This window comes from Priestia sp. ABM2_011, from assembly GCF_056158845.1.
Window position 1 is genome coordinate 225001 of sequence record NZ_JBSWUB010000001.1, and the last position, 15000, is coordinate 240000.

Genomic DNA, 15000 nt, shown 5'->3' on the forward strand with positions numbered 1-15000 from the left:
TAGCCGTAGCTTCGCCCTCTATATTCGGGTTAGTAGCTAAAATCACTTCTTGAATCTCATCATCTTGAAGTCTTTTTAATAACTCTGGTACTTTGATATCTTCAGGCCCTATTCCTTCCATAGGTGAAATTGCGCCATGCAGGACATGATACAAGCCGTTATATTCTTTCATTTTCTCCATTGCAATGACATCTTTAGGGTCTTGCACGACACACACCACACTGCGCTCTCTACGCTGATCTTGACAAATGTAGCAAGGATCTTGATCTGTGATATGCCCACAAACTGAACAATAGGTTAAATTTCGCTTCGCATTAACTAATGCTTTTGCAAAATCTAATACCGTATCTTCTTTCATAGATAAAACAAAGAACGCTAAGCGAACAGCTGTTTTTGGACCAATGCCGGGTAACTTCATAAAACTATCTATAAGCTTTGATATTGGTTCTGGATAATGCACGTGGCAACCACCTTATTAAAGTCCTGGAATATTTAAACCTTTTGTAAATTGACCCATTGTGTTATTTGTTAAATCGTCCATTTGTTTTAATGCGTCATTTGTTGCTGCTAGTACTAAATCTTGTAGCATTTCAATATCTTCAGGATCTACTACATCCTCTTTAATATTTACATCAATTACTTGTTTCTGACCGTTAACCACAACTGTTACCATTCCACCGCCAGCTGTACCTTCAACAGTTTTTTCAGCTAACTCTTCCTGCGCTTTTTGCATATCTTTTTGCATTTTTTGCATTTGTTTCATCATTTTTTGCATATTGCCCATGCCTTTCATCATATGAACATTCCTCCTAAATTTACTCTTGAATTTCGATTAAGTCTTCTCCAAATAGCTTTTTCGCTTCTGCAACCACGGGGTCTTCCTCCTGTGGTTGACCTGATGACCCATCACTTTGCTGTCCTTGAAGAAACTCTTCTCTTACTTTATCCCATTCACTTTCTGGAATTGCAACCATTTCACGCTTGCTGCCAATTAAAGTATATAAGATATTCTCTAAATTATCACGTACATTGTTGTTATTTTCAGAAGCCATTTTGCAATGAATTTCATATTTGAATTTAAGTATAAATGATTGATCTGAAGACGCAACCGGTTCACTGTTAGATAACAACGCTGCATGTGAAGCTTTATTTTGTTGTTTCAATGTGTCTAATACCTGCGCCCAAGATCGCTTAATGGTTTCTAAATTCTGCCGAGTGGCATTTTTTAAAACTTCATTTACCTTTCCAACAGGCGTTTTGTACTGACTTCTTGACTGTCTTGTCTGTTTTTTCTCTGTTTGCGCTGCCTGAGCTGTATGATCAACTTGAATGCCTTTTTCTTTTAGCTGCTGCAGTTCTGCTTCCATTTGATTCATTTTTTGCAAAATGTCTTGATATGGAAGAGCACCCTCTTGATTTGTAGAACTTTGAGCTAATTTTACTAAAGCTACTTCAAGTAGCACTCGAGGATGATTGCTCCATTTCATCTCTTGCTGAGTTTGGTTCAATTCAGCAATGACTTTATAAATAAAGGCACTATCCATTTTTGAACTAAGTTCTTTAAACTCTTCGTTAACCGCTGCTTTTTCAAGTAAATATGCATTTTCTTCTGAAGCTTGATAAAGCAGAACATCACGATAATAGAAGATGAGGTCCTCTACAAACCTCGCTGGATCTTTTCCGTTTTTGATCAAACTTTCAACAGAATCTAGCGCTTCTACAATGTTTTCGTTAAAGATAGCTTGGACAATATTCACAATAAAAGACTGTGATACTGCTCCTGTTATGGATAGAACATCCTCTAAGCTCACCTTCTCCGTACTATACGAGATGGCTTGGTCTAAAAGACTAAGTGCATCACGCATGCCGCCTTCTGAAGCTTTCGCAATTTCGTAAAGAGCATCCTCGCTTACTTCTAGCTCTTCAGAACCTAATACTTCCTTCATTCGATATACGATATCTTCTGGCGAAATGCGTTTGAAATCAAAGCGCTGACATCTGGAGATAATCGTTAATGGAATTTTATGGGGCTCTGTTGTAGCTAAAATAAAGATGACATGTGCAGGAGGTTCTTCTAACGTTTTTAACAAAGCGTTAAAAGCTCCAATTGAAAGCATATGAACTTCATCAATAATGTACACTTTGTATCGAACAGCACTAGGTGCATATTTTACTTTATCACGGATATCTCGAATTTCATCGACTCCATTATTAGAGGCTGCATCAATTTCAATTACATCAGAAATGGAACCATCCGTAATTCCCCGACAAGTTGCACATTCATTACAAGGTTCAGCAATGGGTGCTTTTTCACAGTTAACGGCTTTCGCTAAAATTTTAGCAGCTGTTGTCTTCCCTGTCCCTCGAGGCCCAGAAAATAAATACGCATGCGAAAATTTTTCTTGGACAAGGGCATTTTGAAGTGTTTTGATAATATGTTGTTGACCGACTACGTCGTTAAAGCTTTGAGGACGGTATACACGGTACAGAGCCTGATATGCCACTACATCCTCTCCTTTTAATATAATTCATTAGTTCTCATTATAGCGTATTATGAGGTTTTTTTTCAAAATAGTAAGAGATAAAATAAAAAGCCTACTCTCACAGAGTAGACTAAACTTATGTATATAACTGCCGTGCACCTTCCGTCGATTAGCCACCCCAGGCGTTACTTAAGCAGTTAGCTCGGTTCAGGCGACCCCATGGCACATGAGAGGTTCTGCTTACTGCTGCTTCCTTCCGGACCTGACAGGGTTCACAGATTCCCATTGCATAGGACCCAAACGTCAACACCACTTACTTAAGGCAGGCCCTAAGATGAGCTAACCTCAAGAAGGAATTCGGCCTCGCTAGAGCGGATTGCGAGTACAGGGCACCGCTACCTCCCCGCTTAGCACGGCAAAGTTGAAACCAATAGTTTGGGCATCAAGTTGATGCATTTACAAGTATACGTCTTTTCATTCAAAAATGCAACCGCTATAGAAAACTTACTTTTTTAGCGCTATTTTCCAGCCTTTTTTCGTTGACGTAACTCACGAAAAAAAGTCGTTAAGAGGCTCCCGCATTCTTCTTCTAGCATACCTCCTACTACTTCTGCTTGATGATTAAACTTTTCAAACTCTAATAAATTTAACAATGTTCCAGCGCAGCCACCTTTAGGATCATAAGCGCCAAACACAACTCTTTTCACTCTTGATAATACAATAGCACCTGCACACATCGGACATGGTTCTAAGGTGACATATAACGTAGTGTCTTCCAACCTCCATGTTCCTAGTTTCTTACATGCTTCATCAATGGCTAAAAGTTCCGCATGAGCAACTGATCGCTGTTCTGTTTCTCGTAAGTTATAAGCTGCAGCAATCACCTCATCATTTTGAACAATAACTGCTCCAATAGGAACCTCTAATTTATCTTTAGCTTTTAATGCTTCATCAATTGCCAACCTCATATACTTTTCATCATTTAACACTTTTTATCCAACCTTACATATTATATTTTTTCTGAGTCAAACTATTTACTATGTACATCAGGAAAAGGAGAGACCTTGTGTGAAGAATGCTAAAACTGCTTTAATTATTATTGATATGCTAAACGATTTTCAATTCAAAAACGGCAAAGTACTTGCTGAAAAATCTTTAATAATCGCTCAAAATATTGCCGAATTAAAACAATATGCCTCGTCTCAACATATCCCTATTATTTACGTCAATGACCACTATAAGCTATGGCAAGCAAACTTAGAAACCATTTTAACACACTGCACAAATGAGGTAAGTTCACCCATTCTACATCACATTTCACCACAAAACGCTGATTACTTTTTAATTAAACCAAAGCATTCTATTTTCTATGGAACAGCTTTAAATATTTTGCTATCACAGCTCGATGTGCATACACTTATTTTAACAGGAATTGCGGGAAATATATGCGTGCTTTTTTCAGCCAACGATGCTTATATGCGTGAGTATAATTTAATTGTGCCTGAAGATTGTATTGCTTCAAACGCAGATGAAGACAATACCTTTGCTTTAAGAATGATGCATAACGTATTAAATGCTCGTATTTGCAAACATACTGAGTTGATGAATTAAGTAAAAAGCCTTCTCATATGATGGAAGTAAGTCATATGAAATGGAGGCTTTTTATTATGCAAATTTACACTGTTAAAGCAGGTGACAGTATATATAGTATTGCAAAACAGTTCCGGATTGACGCAGGAAAGATTATAAGAGCAAATGAATTACCTAATCCAAATCAACTCGTCATCGGGCAATCTATGGTTATTCCCATCAACGGTACTTACTACACAGTAAAAGCTGGGGACACTATATGGAAAATAGGACGAAAATTAGGCGTTAGCTATCAGGCTATTGCCAATGCGAACAATGTTTCAGTTACAGCACCCTTAACACCTGGCCGCCGCATCTTAATTCCCCCTTCCCCAAACAAAAGAAACGGTGAGTTTTTAGGGTATGTTGAAACAAGTAATCGAAAAATCACCCCTCAAACAGAGAAAATGATTAATCAAAATGCAAAATACCTTACTTATCTCGGACCAGCGAACTTCGAAGTGCAAAAAGACGGTTCTCTAAAGGCACCTCCACTTAACAATTTAGGTTCTATTGCTAAAGAAAATGACGTCATCTTCTTAATGGTATTGGCTAATATTGAAAACGGTGCATTCAGTGATGAAGTCGGCCGAGCAATTTTAACTAATAAAGACGTTCAAGATACGCTCTTAAATAATATTGTAAAAACAGCGAAAGAACAAAATTTCAGAGACATTCACTTTGACTTCGAATTTTTGCGTCCGGCAGATAAAGAAGCCTATATTGCATTCTTACAGAAAGCAAAAAAGCGTCTTCAAGATGAGCAACTTCTCATGTCTGTGGCTTTAGCTCCGAAGACAAGTCGAGATCAAAAAGGCAAATGGTATGAAGCACATGATTATAAAGCCATTGGAGAGATTGCTAACTTCGTTGTTCCAATGACATATGAATGGGGATATAGCGGTGGGCCTCCTATGGCCGTCTCTCCTATTGGTCCCGTACGTGATGTTTTAGAATATGCAGTATCTGAAATACCTAGTTCAAAAATTATCATGGGCCAAAACCTATACGGTTACGATTGGACACTGCCTTACAAACCAGGAGGAGAATATGCCAAAGCCATTAGTCCTCAACGAGCTATTGAGTTGGCAGCTCGTTATAAAGTAGCTATTCAATACGACAATAAAGCACAAGCTCCTTTCTTCCGGTATAAAGATGAACAGCAGCGCACTCACGAAGTATGGTTTGAAGACGCTAGATCTATTCAGGCCAAGTTTGATTTAATCAAAGAATTAAAACTTAGAGGAATGGCCTACTGGAAACTAGGCTTAGATTTCCCGCAAAACTGGCTCTTGATTGAAGACAACTTCAAAATTACAAAAAGAGTGACACAGCCATAAATAGGGAAAGCTTACTGTTAACAGTAGGCTTTTTGTTATTCTTCTTACTGAAAGAAATTTCTTTTCCCCTTATTCTCCTTCTCTATGTTAAAATATTTTTTGTCTGTTTTTTTTGAACGAGTGGTCATGAAGGAGGCAAATGAATGCAAGGCACACCTTTTATTTCAGTAGAAGGACCCATCGGTGTCGGAAAAACCTCTCTAGCTAAAGAGATTGCACAAGCATTTCAGTTCGAAATTTTAAAAGAAATCGTAGATGAAAATCCATTTCTCGGGAAATTTTATGAGAATATCGACGAGTGGAGTTTTCAAACCGAAATGTTTTTTCTATGTAATCGATATAAGCAGTTAGAGGATATTCAAAAAGGGTTCTTATCTTATAAAAAACCTGTTGTAGCAGATTATCATATTATGAAAAACATGATTTTCGCTGAGCAAACGTTAAAAGATGAACAGTATAAAAAATATGTACAAATCTTCCACATCTTAACGGCTGATATGCCGGCTCCGAACATTATTATTTATTTAAATGCCAGTTTAGATACCTTGCTAAAGCGTATTAAAATGCGTGGAAGAGAAATTGAACGAAACATCGATCCTCACTACCTTGCGAGACTAAGTGATGATTATGAAAAAGCTATGACGGCATTTGAACAAAAGAACCCTGACGTAACCATTTTACGTTATAACGGTGATGAAATAGATTTTGTACAAAATAAACAACACTTAAATAGAATCTTATCAGAGGTTCAAGAGAGTATGTTGAAAAGGAGTATATAATGGTAAACTTACGATCGAAATACAACATTCCTAATGATGCTGTGTTGACGATAGCTGGTACAGTTGGAGTTGGGAAATCTACGATGACTCAATCATTGGCCGATGCTCTCCAATTTCGCACATCGTTTGAAAAAGTAGATTCCAACCCTTACCTGGACAAATTTTATGGGGATTTTGAACGCTGGAGCTTTCACCTACAGGTATATTTTTTAGCGGAACGCTTTAAAGAACAAAAGAAGATTTTCGAGTATGGCGGCGGCTTTATCCAAGACAGATCCATTTACGAAGATACCGGTATCTTTGCTAAGATGCATTTTGAAAAGGGAACAATGTCTAAAGTAGACTATGAGACATATACAAGCTTGTTCGATGCAATGGTTATGACTCCATACTTCCCTCATCCAGATCTGCTCATTTATTTGGAAGGCAGCTTCGAAGATATTGTAGATCGCATTCAAGAAAGAGGGCGACCAATGGAACAACAAACGCCTCTTGATTATTGGAAAGAGATGCACGCCCGATATGAAGAATGGATTAATAACTTTACGGCTTGTCCTATTCTCCGTTTAGATATTAGAGAATACGACCTTCTCAAGGATCCTGATTCAATTGAATCAATTGTTGAAAAAGTGGCTCGCTTTTTACAACATAATGAAAAGTTAAAACGTCGTCAGCTATAAAAAAATGCCGCTTTAATAAATAAAGCGGCATTTTCAACAAATAAAAAACCGTTACTTATAAGTAACGGTTTTCCAATCTCCAATTTATCGCGCTATGTTAATTGCATTATAAGTCAAATATGGCGGAGGAAGAGGGATTCGAACCCCCGCGGGCTTTAACACCCCTGTCGGTTTTCAAGACCGATCCCTTCAGCCGGACTTGGGTATTCCTCCGTATCGACAAGTATTAATTTATCATATAAAAATAATGAAGTCAACTCTTTTATTAATTTTTTTTAAAAGATGTTCATTAAAAATTAATTTAATGAACATCTTCTACTTTTATTTAGAAATAACTTCTTTATTTCCCATATATGGACGCAACACTTCTGGAATTTGAATTGATCCATCTTCCTGCTGGTAGTTTTCTAAAATTGCAGCTACCGTACGGCCAATTGCTAAGCCAGAACCATTTAGTGTATGAACATGTTCTGGTTTTGCTTTTGTATCACGGCGGAAGCGAATATTAGCACGGCGAGCTTGGAAGCTTTCAAAGTTTGAACAAGAAGAAATTTCACGATACGTTTCATAACTTGGAATCCAAACTTCAATATCATACTTTTTGGCTGCTGTGAAACCTAAGTCAGCTGTACACATGCTTAGAACTCGGTAAGGTAAACCTAATAGTTGAAGAACCTTTTCAGCATGGCCCGTTAATTTTTCTAATTCATCATAAGAATCTTCTGGCTTAACAAAGCGAACAAGTTCTACTTTATTAAACTGATGCTGACGAATAAGCCCACGTGTATCTCTTCCTGCAGAGCCTGCTTCTGAGCGGAAGCAAGCACTATACGCTGTATAAGCAATTGGAAGCTGATCTCCGCTTAAAATTTCATCACGATGTAAATTTGTAACTGGTACTTCAGCTGTAGGAATTAAGAAATAATCTTCTTCTTTAATTTTAAATGCATCTTCTTCAAATTTAGGAAGCTGCCCTGTTCCTGTCATACTTGTACGATTCACCATATATGGAGGAAGGATTTCTTCATAACCATGCTCATCCATATGTAAATCCATCATAAAGTTAATAAGAGCACGTTCTAATCTTGCACCTAACCCTTTATAAAATACAAAGCGGCTTCCCGTTACTTTCGAAGCTCTTTCAAAATCTAAAATATTTAAATCTGTTCCTAAATCCCAATGCGGTTTTGGTTCAAAATCAAATTGTTTAATTTCTCCCCATTTGCGAACTTCTACGTTATCATCTTCAGTTTCACCTACAGGCGTACTTTCATGTGGAACGTTAGGAATTGAAAGCAGCAATAGCTCTAACTCTTCTTCAACGCTGCGAAGCTCTTCATCCAATTGCTTTACGCGGTCTCCTACTTCACGCATTTCGACGATTAAATGATCAGCATCTTGTTTTTCACGTTTCAATTGTGCAATTTGCTGTGATACTTCATTTCGCTTGCTTTTTAACTCTTCTGTTTGAGCAATTAGCTCACGGCGTTTTGCATCTAACTCTTCAAAGCGACCTAAGTCCGTTAAGTCCTCACCACGAAACTTGAGCTTTTCTTTTACTTCATTAAAATTAGCACGTAAAAATTTTAAATCTAACATACTGAGTACCTCCTTTAGTATAAAAGGGCAAAATAAAAACTCTCATCCCTGTGAAAGGGACGAGAGTTTACCCGCGTTGCCACCCTAATTGAAAGCTAAAATAAGCCTTCCTCTTAAACCAGATAACGGATGAACCGAAACTGCCTACTACTTTTTCGACAGCTTGCTCCAGGACGGATTCATAAGAATTGATTATCGATTCACACCAGCCATCGACTCTCTTGAAATCAAAAATCTTATTACTATTTCCTATCAACGCTTTATACCAATATCATTTTTATTAATCATAATGTACTACAAGTCTTTACAAGATGCAATTCATTTATACAGGTTTTTTCGAAGCTTCTTCAACCATTGCTACAAAATACTGAGCCATGCGAGCATCATCTGTTAATTCTGGATGAAACGAACATCCCAAGAATTGACCTTGTCTTGCTGCAACAATTCGGTCATTATGCATTGCCAAGACTTCAACGTTTTCTCCTACTTCTACAATATGCGGAGCACGGATAAATACGCCTATAAAATCTTCACCAATATCTTTAATATTTAGAGCAGCTTCAAAGCTATCTCGTTGGCGCCCAAATGAATTTCGAGCTACCGTAATATCCATAACACCTAAATGGGGCTCTTCACGGTCAACAACTTGTCCTGCAAGTAAAATTAAACCCGCACACGTACCAAACACCGGTTTACCTGCTTGTGCAAACTGGCGAAGAGGTTCCATAAAGTCATACTTGTCAATCAGACGACGCATCGCTGTGCTTTCGCCGCCCGGTAGGATTAAACCATCTATTTCGTCTAGCTGTTCAACTTTTTTAATGATAATGGCTTCAGCGCCTGCTGCTTCTAATGCTTGTGCATGCTCGCGAAAGGCACCTTGTAATCCTAACACGCCTACTTTTACCATTTTGTCAAAACTCCCTTTAAATTACCATCCACGCTCTTGCATGCGGTTTTCTGGTAATAATGATGAAATTTCAATCCCTTTCATTGCACTTCCTAATCCTTTTGACAAGTTTGCAATGAGTTCATAATCTTGATAATGCGTTGTTGCCTCAACGATTGCTCGAGCAAATTTTTCAGGGTTGTCGGATTTAAAGATTCCTGAACCAACGAACACACCGTCTGCTCCAAGCTGCATCATTAACGCTGCGTCTGCTGGTGTTGCTACACCGCCCGCTGCAAAGTTTACAACCGGTAGGCGACCTTCACGTTTAATTTGCAGTAATAGCTCATAAGGCGCGCCTAATAGTTTTGCCTCTGTCATTAACTCATCTTCGTCCATGCCCACAACTTTACGTACTTGAGCGTTTACTTGGCGCATATGACGCACTGCTTCCACGATGTTTCCTGTCCCTGGTTCGCCTTTTGTACGAAGCATTGCAGCTCCTTCAGCAATACGGCGGGATGCTTCACCAAGATCACGACAACCGCACACAAATGGAACCGTAAATGTATTTTTATTTAAATGAAACTCCTCATCAGCTGGAGTCAACACTTCACTTTCATCGATGTAGTCTACACCCATCGCTTCTAGCACGCGTGCTTCAACAATATGGCCAATACGAGCTTTTGCCATAACTGGAATGGACACAGCATTCATCACTTCTTCAACAATTGTTGGGTCTGCCATACGAGACACGCCGCCTGCTGCACGGATATCAGCTGGAACACGCTCTAATGCCATAACGGCAACAGCGCCTGCTGCTTCTGCAATTTTTGCTTGCTCTGCGTTGATCACGTCCATGATAACGCCACCTTTTTGCATTTCCGCCATTCCTCGTTTTACACGATCAGTACCTGTAATGTTATTCATGTTTGTCTTCCTCCTGTATCAAGTGTTTCACAATAATTTTTAGTGTATATACAAAATTCAAAACTTAGTGTCTATTTTACCGTATTTTTCGGAAAATTCCTATCTAATTTATAGATTATATACAAACAAATCTAAAAATAAAAAAAAGAGATACTCCCTTGTAGTATCTCTTCTTTCTCTTGAGTTATCATTAAAACCAGTTATTCACTGTATTTGCAGCATTCATCCAAATATCGCTGAAGAAGTTACCAATACTGCGGATAGCGAGAGAGAACCATCCAGCTTTTTCAACAGATTCGTTTGTCACGACCGGCGTCATGCTATCTGTAGTTTGACCTCCTACATAGCCTAGATCTTTAAGATTGCTGTTTGTTGCACTTACATAAGCAACTGTTTCTCCTTTTTTAATAGGAGCAACAACTTTTTGATCGTTCATAACTTTATCGTTTAACTTAAAGTTGATTTTAGTATGATCTTTTTGACCTTTTTCGGTAATAATTTTCACCGAATTCTTTGGAGAAACGGAAGCTTCTTTTGATTTCCCTTTAGCAACATCAATTGTTTCATGCCCTTTAATCTCGCCGTTAGCAGGCACTACTTCTTTTAACTGAAAATGACTAAAAGCATAATCCAATATCTTTTTCGTTTGAGAAAAACGAGCAGCTTCTGTAGACTTGCCGTTTTCCTTGGCATTCATTACAACTGTTATGTATCTTACCCCGTTACGCTCTGCAGTTCCAGTGAAACATTGACCTGCAAAATCTGTATGACCAGTTTTTAAGCCGTCTACGCCGCTGTATGCAGCTGAAAAACCAGGGAGCATCTTATTCCAATTGTTCATTTTTGTTTCGCCTTGTTGCCCTTGTCTAAACATCTTGGAAGGAGTTTTGGCTACTTCCAAAGATTCTGGATAATCATGAATCAAGTGATAAGCAAGAGTAGCAACTGCCCGAGCAGATAGGAGGTTCTCATCTTCTTCCTTTGTTCCTTTTGGATACATCCCTTTTAACAAGGAATTAGAAAGACCTGTAGAATTGACAAATTTTGATTCACCCATATTTAATTTTTTTGCTGTTTCATTCATTAACTTAATGAAACCTTCTTCAGAACCACTGACAGCTTCAGCTAAAGCAATGGCTGCTCCATTAGCTGAATAAATAGCCATGGCATCATATAATTCTTTTACCGTATATTTTTGGTTTTCGATTAATGGTACATTTGATAATCCATAATCCTGAGAAATTTTAGCTGCATATTTACTAACTGGCACACGTTGATCCCAAGATAATTTCTTATCTTTTATGGATTCTAATACTAGGTATTCCGTCATCATTTTTGTCATGCTTGCAATACCTAATAAAGCATCCGTATTTTTCCCGTATAGCACTTTCCCCGTACTTGCCTCTACTAAAATGGCTGCGTCTGCTTCAACGCCAATATCATCTGTTTTAGAAGCAGCTGATGCTTGTGTAGAGACAAAAAATACGCTGGCCATTAACATAACAGCAATGACACAAATTAATTGTTTCTGTACTGCGTTTCTCACTCTATACCCTCCAAACGTAAACTCACATAAATGTAATTTTATCATACTAAAATTTAAAAAAATAGATAAAGAAGTACTGTTACATTCATGATTAATGACATAAAAAACACGTTTCCCTATTAAGGAAACGTGTTTTTTACACATTCATGATTATCTCATAGAATAGTTAGGAGATTCTTTTGTAATTTGTACATCATGTGGGTGACTTTCTCTTAAGCCTGCTCCAGTCATACGGATGAATTGTGCCTGTTCACGTAACGCTTCTAAGTTAGCTGAACCACAGTAACCCATTCCTGCGCGTAAACCACCAATCATTTGATATAAAGTATCTGCTACAGGTCCTTTGTAAGGCAAACGGCCTTCGATACCTTCTGGAACTAATTTTTTATTATCTTCTTGGAAGTATCGATCTTTACTTCCTTTTTCCATAGCTCCCACAGAGCCCATTCCACGATACACTTTAAAGCGTCTTCCTTGGTAGATTTCTGTTTCGCCAGGGCTTTCTGTCGTTCCTGCTAGAAGGCTTCCTAGCATTACTGTATGTCCACCAGCTGCAAGTGCTTTTACGATATCTCCAGAGTACTTAATACCGCCATCTGCAATAATAGCTACCCCGTGCTTACGAGCTTCAGTTGCACAGTCATATACTGCCGTAATTTGTGGAACGCCTACACCAGCGACAACACGAGTTGTACAAATTGAACCAGGTCCAATTCCTACTTTTACTACGTTTGCTCCAGCTTCAATTAATGCTTTTGTACCTTCAGCCGTTGCTACGTTACCAGCAATAATATTTAATTCTGGATATGCCTCGCGAATGCTGCGTACTGTATCTAAAACGCCTTGTGAATGTCCATGCGCTGTATCAATAACGATAACATCAACGCCAGCTTGTACTAATTTTTCGATACGAACATTTGAATCAGCTGTTACGCCAACAGCTGCTCCAACTAATAATCGACCTTGTTGATCTTTAGCTGCATTTGGAAACTCAATTACTTTTTCAATGTCTTTAATTGTGATAAGGCCTTTTAATACGCCATTGTCATCTACAAGAGGTAACTTTTCAATTTTGTATTGCTGTAGAATTTTCTCTGCTTCTTCTAAAGTCGTTCCTACTGGAGCAGTAACTAATTCTTCTTTTGTCATTACATCAGCAATTTGCATTGAATAATCTTGGATGAAACGCAAGTCACGGTTTGTAAGGATTCCAACTAGTTTTTGTTCTTCTTCGTTGTTGACAATCGGCACACCTGAGATACGATATTTGCCCATTAAGTGTTCAGCAGCAAATACTTGGTTTTCAGGAGTTAAAAAGAAAGAATCCGTGATAACACCACTTTCAGAACGTTTTACTTTATCAACTTGTTCTGCTTGCTGTTCAATCGACATGTTTTTGTGAATGATACCCAAACCACCTTGTCTAGCCATCGCAATAGCCATTTCAGCTTCTGTAACTGTATCCATTCCTGCACTGATGAACGGCACCTTTAATTTTAATGTTTTTGTTAGTTCAACACTCATATCAACGTCTTTAGGTAGTACCTCAGATTTTGCTGGCACCAGTAAAACGTCATCAAATGTTAAGCCTTCTTTAGAAAATTTGCTTTCCCACATTATAGAATCCTCCTTTAAACGACAGAATATTATTAGTAGATTAACAAGCAGATATGTACCTGTCAATAACTTCACTAGATATCAGATAATTCTAATAAAAAGAAAAGGTGATTTAGTTGCATAAATTTAATGATGTTTGGACGTCCTACAATTTATTTTTCTCCGTTCCTTTTGTACAAGACTTTTTAAAAAAGCGCTATCAAAAATTGAATTATAGCGATGCAGAGCAACATAGTTTTAAAAACAGTTACCCATTTATTTATTATTTGGAACACAGTAAAAATTATTATCAAGTTGCGGCACAATCTCCTGTATCAGTTCAACCCGTTTTATTATTTTATGGAATGTCACAGCTGTTAAAAGCTTGTTTGTTAACACAAAACCCCGTATATCCCGAAAATACGGCGGTGTTAGCACATGGAGTATCAACACGAAAAAGAAAAAAACAAAGTTATGATTTTTTAGATGATGAAGTTAAGATTCAAAAAAGCGGTTTATTTTCACAAGTAGGAGAAGAATTGTTTCATGTGAAACAACTAGAAGGTAGTAAATATACAATGAATTATCTGTTGTCTTGTGTACCTGAATTAGATACATTATTTTTAAATTTGGGCACGAGGCCATCTTCCCATTTAACAACTATTGGATTGCTTCCAGCTACCTCTTTGCCTATTCCTGAACAAGTTACACGGTGTTATCATATGAATCACGAAAGACTCTATTCTTTTTTAAAAGAGCGTTCCCATCTATCATTGTCTTTGTCAGAAGATCAGGTATGTATTCTTGACCCTTCAAGCTGTTTATATAATTGTTCACCTTTTATGTACAATTTCCAAGCTAACACGTTGCATGCACCGTTGGAAAAAGATAGCTGCTTATATTTCCCTGAGATGTTGGCACATTACTTATTACTTTATAATTTAAGTATGATTTCACGTTATGAAACAGAGTGGTGGTATGAATTATTGCATACATACTCTTCGAAAGATTATCCATTTATCTTGAGGTTCCTTGAGGTTACAGCTCAAAAGATTCCTTACTTAATTTCTTGTTACTTAAATGAACACACAAAAAAAGACTAGCTAAAATAGCTAGTCTTTTTTCAAGTGCCTGGCAACGTCCTACTCTCACAGGGACAAAGTCCCAACTATCATTGGCGCTAAAGAGCTTAACTTCCGTGTTCGGTATGGGAACGGGTGTGACCTCTTCGCTATCGCCACCAGACAAGAGATTGTTCTCTCAAAACTAGGTAACAGTTTGCTGAGTAAAGCTTACGCTTTTAAAAATTTGGTTAAGTCCTCGATCGATTAGTATCAGTCAGCTACACATGTCGCCACGCTTCCACCTCTGACCTATCAACCTGATCATCTTTCAGGGATCTTACTAGCTTGCGCTATGGGAAATCTCATCTTGAGGGGGGCTTCATGCTTAGATGCTTTCAGCACTTATCCCGTCCACACATAGCTACCCAGCGATGCCTTTGGCAAGACAACTGGTACACCAGCGGT

14 protein-coding genes, 1 tRNA gene, 2 rRNA genes, 1 other RNA gene and 1 other annotated feature (2 of these 19 cut by a window edge) are annotated in these 15000 nt (G+C 38.0%); of the genes, 5 read left to right on the plus strand and 13 right to left on the minus strand.

Translation table 11 applies throughout. The features are described from left to right. The 5 genes from recR to tadA all read right to left on the minus strand — a co-directional run. Positions 1-460 carry the 5' portion of a recombination mediator RecR gene (gene recR, locus ACXAE4_RS01325; protein ID WP_014461944.1) on the minus strand. The gene continues 137 nt to the left of window position 1, outside the view, so only the first 460 of its 597 coding nucleotides appear in the window; it begins with the start codon at positions 458-460; its stop codon lies beyond the left edge, outside the window. Between the two features lie 15 nt (positions 461-475). Next, entirely contained in the window at positions 476-796 is a 321-nt protein-coding gene (locus tag ACXAE4_RS01330) for a YbaB/EbfC family nucleoid-associated protein (RefSeq protein WP_013081327.1), read from the minus strand. A 19-nt stretch (positions 797-815) separates the two neighbouring features. Then, on the minus strand, positions 816-2504 hold the full coding sequence (gene dnaX, locus ACXAE4_RS01335; RefSeq protein WP_475235297.1) for a DNA polymerase III subunit gamma/tau: 1689 nt from the start codon (positions 2502-2504) through the stop codon (positions 816-818). A 130-nt stretch (positions 2505-2634) separates the two neighbouring features. Beyond that, positions 2635-2899: signal recognition particle sRNA large type (ffs, locus tag ACXAE4_RS01340), an RNA gene on the minus strand. A 102-nt stretch (positions 2900-3001) separates the two neighbouring features. After that, on the minus strand, positions 3002-3472 hold the full coding sequence (gene tadA / locus ACXAE4_RS01345; protein WP_289578626.1) for a tRNA adenosine(34) deaminase TadA: 471 nt from the start codon (positions 3470-3472) through the stop codon (positions 3002-3004). Positions 3473-3551: 79 nt separating this feature from the next. On the opposite strand from tadA, the gene ACXAE4_RS01350 reads away from it, so the two are divergent. From ACXAE4_RS01350 to ACXAE4_RS01365, 4 genes are all read left to right on the plus strand, one after another. Next, the gene (locus ACXAE4_RS01350; RefSeq protein WP_033580900.1) at positions 3552-4094 is read left to right on the plus strand and encodes a cysteine hydrolase family protein; all 543 of its coding nucleotides are present in this window, start codon (positions 3552-3554) and stop codon (positions 4092-4094) included. A 56-nt stretch (positions 4095-4150) separates the two neighbouring features. After that, positions 4151-5452, plus strand: a complete 1302-nt coding sequence (locus ACXAE4_RS01355) for a glycoside hydrolase family 18 protein (RefSeq protein WP_013081323.1) — start codon at positions 4151-4153, stop codon at positions 5450-5452. 143 nt (positions 5453-5595) lie between these two features. Then, positions 5596-6231 (plus strand): deoxynucleoside kinase, encoded by a 636-nt coding sequence (locus ACXAE4_RS01360; protein WP_028412707.1) that lies wholly within the window; start codon positions 5596-5598, stop codon positions 6229-6231. Continuing rightward, positions 6231-6911, plus strand: a complete 681-nt coding sequence (locus tag ACXAE4_RS01365) for a deoxynucleoside kinase (RefSeq protein ID WP_028412708.1) — start codon at positions 6231-6233, stop codon at positions 6909-6911. Before ACXAE4_RS01360 ends, ACXAE4_RS01365 begins: the two co-directional genes overlap by 1 nt. Before the next feature lie 120 nt (positions 6912-7031). Here the strand turns inward: ACXAE4_RS01365 and ACXAE4_RS01370 are convergent. The 6 genes from ACXAE4_RS01370 to guaB all read right to left on the minus strand — a co-directional run bounded on the left by ACXAE4_RS01370 (position 7032) and on the right by guaB (position 13492). Next, positions 7032-7124 (minus strand) — tRNA-Ser (locus ACXAE4_RS01370). Between the two features lie 108 nt (positions 7125-7232). Beyond that, positions 7233-8510, minus strand: a complete 1278-nt coding sequence (gene serS / locus ACXAE4_RS01375) for a serine--tRNA ligase (RefSeq protein WP_028412709.1) — start codon at positions 8508-8510, stop codon at positions 7233-7235. A 52-nt stretch (positions 8511-8562) separates the two neighbouring features. Continuing rightward, positions 8563-8775: a binding site (T-box leader), on the minus strand. A gap of 57 nt (positions 8776-8832) precedes the next feature. After that, positions 8833-9420, minus strand: a complete 588-nt coding sequence (gene pdxT / locus ACXAE4_RS01380; RefSeq protein ID WP_028412710.1) for a pyridoxal 5'-phosphate synthase glutaminase subunit PdxT — start codon at positions 9418-9420, stop codon at positions 8833-8835. Between the two features lie 21 nt (positions 9421-9441). Continuing rightward, positions 9442-10329, minus strand: coding sequence for a pyridoxal 5'-phosphate synthase lyase subunit PdxS (gene pdxS / locus ACXAE4_RS01385; protein WP_013054829.1), 888 nt, complete (start codon positions 10327-10329; stop codon positions 9442-9444). 190 nt (positions 10330-10519) lie between these two features. Next, the gene (locus ACXAE4_RS01390; RefSeq protein WP_028412711.1) at positions 10520-11875 is read right to left on the minus strand and encodes a serine hydrolase; all 1356 of its coding nucleotides are present in this window, start codon (positions 11873-11875) and stop codon (positions 10520-10522) included. 150 nt (positions 11876-12025) lie between these two features. Continuing rightward, the gene (gene guaB, locus ACXAE4_RS01395) at positions 12026-13492 is read right to left on the minus strand and encodes an IMP dehydrogenase (protein WP_475235304.1); all 1467 of its coding nucleotides are present in this window, start codon (positions 13490-13492) and stop codon (positions 12026-12028) included. Positions 13493-13608: 116 nt separating this feature from the next. Here guaB and ACXAE4_RS01400 point away from each other — a divergent pair, with 116 nt between their 5' ends. After that, entirely contained in the window at positions 13609-14574 is a 966-nt protein-coding gene (locus tag ACXAE4_RS01400; RefSeq protein WP_475235306.1) for a YaaC family protein, read from the plus strand. 26 nt (positions 14575-14600) lie between these two features. Here ACXAE4_RS01400 and rrf read toward each other — a convergent pair. Next, positions 14601-14716: ribosomal RNA gene (rrf, locus tag ACXAE4_RS01405) — 5S ribosomal RNA — on the minus strand. A gap of 63 nt (positions 14717-14779) precedes the next feature. Beyond that, positions 14780-15000, minus strand: a 23S ribosomal RNA gene (locus tag ACXAE4_RS01410); it runs 2715 nt beyond the window's last position.